Annotated in this window: 2 protein-coding genes; both read left to right on the top strand. The window is 25.3% G+C overall.

Translation table 11 applies throughout. The features are described from left to right. Window positions 1–256: 256 nt before the first annotated feature. The gene (gene dnaN, locus J5G60_RS18235) at window positions 257–1,360 is read left to right on the top strand and encodes a DNA polymerase III subunit beta (RefSeq protein ID WP_150358969.1); all 1,104 of its coding nucleotides are present in this window, start codon (window positions 257–259) and stop codon (window positions 1,358–1,360) included. A 27-nt stretch (window positions 1,361–1,387) separates the two neighbouring features. Then, window positions 1,388–1,594, top strand: a complete 207-nt coding sequence (locus J5G60_RS18240) for an RNA-binding S4 domain-containing protein (RefSeq protein WP_150358968.1) — start codon at window positions 1,388–1,390, stop codon at window positions 1,592–1,594. Window positions 1,595–1,624: the final 30 nt, after the last annotated feature.

Below are 1,624 nucleotides of genomic sequence, written 5' to 3' on the forward strand. Positions count from 1 at the left end.
CACCGAGATCTACACTTCTAGCTTCGTCGGCAGCGTCAGATGTGTATAAGATACATATATTATTTTTTATTATGTGGATAATACGAGCTTCAATCATTTACTTATCCACACTTATTTTTTTTATTTTTTTCAGTAGTATTAACACCTCTAGCATTTATGAACATACTAACAATACCTACTACTACTACTACTAAAAAATTTATTATCTATATATATCTAAATAAAATATGTTATCAATAAAGGAGATATAATAAAAATGAAAATTAAATGCAAAAAATTAGATTTACAAGAAGCCATAATTACAGCTCAAAGGGCAATAACCGGAAAATCTAGCATGCCTATATTGAATGGATTAAAATTAACTGCTTCAGATAATAAAATTATACTAATAGGCTCAGATATAGATTTAAGCATAGAAACCAAAATAAATGCAGATGTTGAAGAAGAAGGAACGATTGTAATTGATTCAAGACTATTTGGAGAAATTATAAGAAAGTTACCTGATGACAATATAAGTATTTCAACCATAGAAAATAATTCTGTAGAAATACTATGTCAAAAATCAAAATTCACTTTAATATATATGAATGCTGAAGATTTTCCAGAAATACCTAATATAAAAGAAAATATGATTTTTTCAATACCACAGAAAATACTAAAAAACATGATAAAGAGTGTTATATTCGCTACAGCACAAGATGAAACAAGACCTATCCTCACAGGGGTTTTATTTGAAATTAAAAATAAAAAATTGAATTTAATAGCTTTAGACGGATATAGACTTGCTTTAAGATCGGAAAATCTAAACACTGATAACATAATAAATGCTGTAATTCCAGGTAAAACCTTAAACGAAGTTTCTAAAATTTTAGAAGACAATGATAAAAATGTAAATATAACATTCACACCAAACCATATATTATTTAACTTATCTAATACCAAAGTTATATCTAGACTTTTAGAAGGTGAATTTATAAAATATAATTCCATAATCCCTGAAGAATTTAATATGAAAGTCACAGCTAAAAAAGATGAACTTTTAAATTGTATTGAAAGAGCTTCATTAATGGCTAAAGATAGTAATACCAATTTAATAAAACTAGAGCTTGAAGAAAATAGAATGGTTATAACATCTAATTCTCAATTGGGAATGGTAAGAGAAGAATTAAATATAATTTTGCAAGGCGATACTTTAAAAATTGCATTTAATTCAAAGTATTTAATCGATGTTTTAAAAATAATGGATGAGGAGGAAATTATATTAGAATTTTCCAGTAGTGTAAGTCCATGTATAATTAAAAATAAGATCGAAGATAATTGTACTTATTTAGTTTTGCCAGTTAGACTTTTAAATAGTTAAAAATAAATAAATTGGAGATAATAGAAAATGTATGAAGTTAAAATAAATACAGATGTAATAAAACTGGATTCGTTTTTAAAATGGTGTGGAGCTGTTTCACAGGGAGCTGAAGCTAAAATTTTTATAAAAAAAGGTATGGTAAAGGTAAATGGAAAAATGGAAACAAGAAGAAGTAGGAAACTTTATAAAGATTTTACTGTTGAATTTGAAAATAAAACCTATAAAATTATATAATTACGTTAAAATTTATTATTAATTATGTAT

Source organism: Clostridium sp. HV4-5-A1G (assembly GCF_900184915.1).
GTDB lineage: Bacteria > Bacillota > Clostridia > Clostridiales > Clostridiaceae > Clostridium_B > Clostridium_B aromativorans.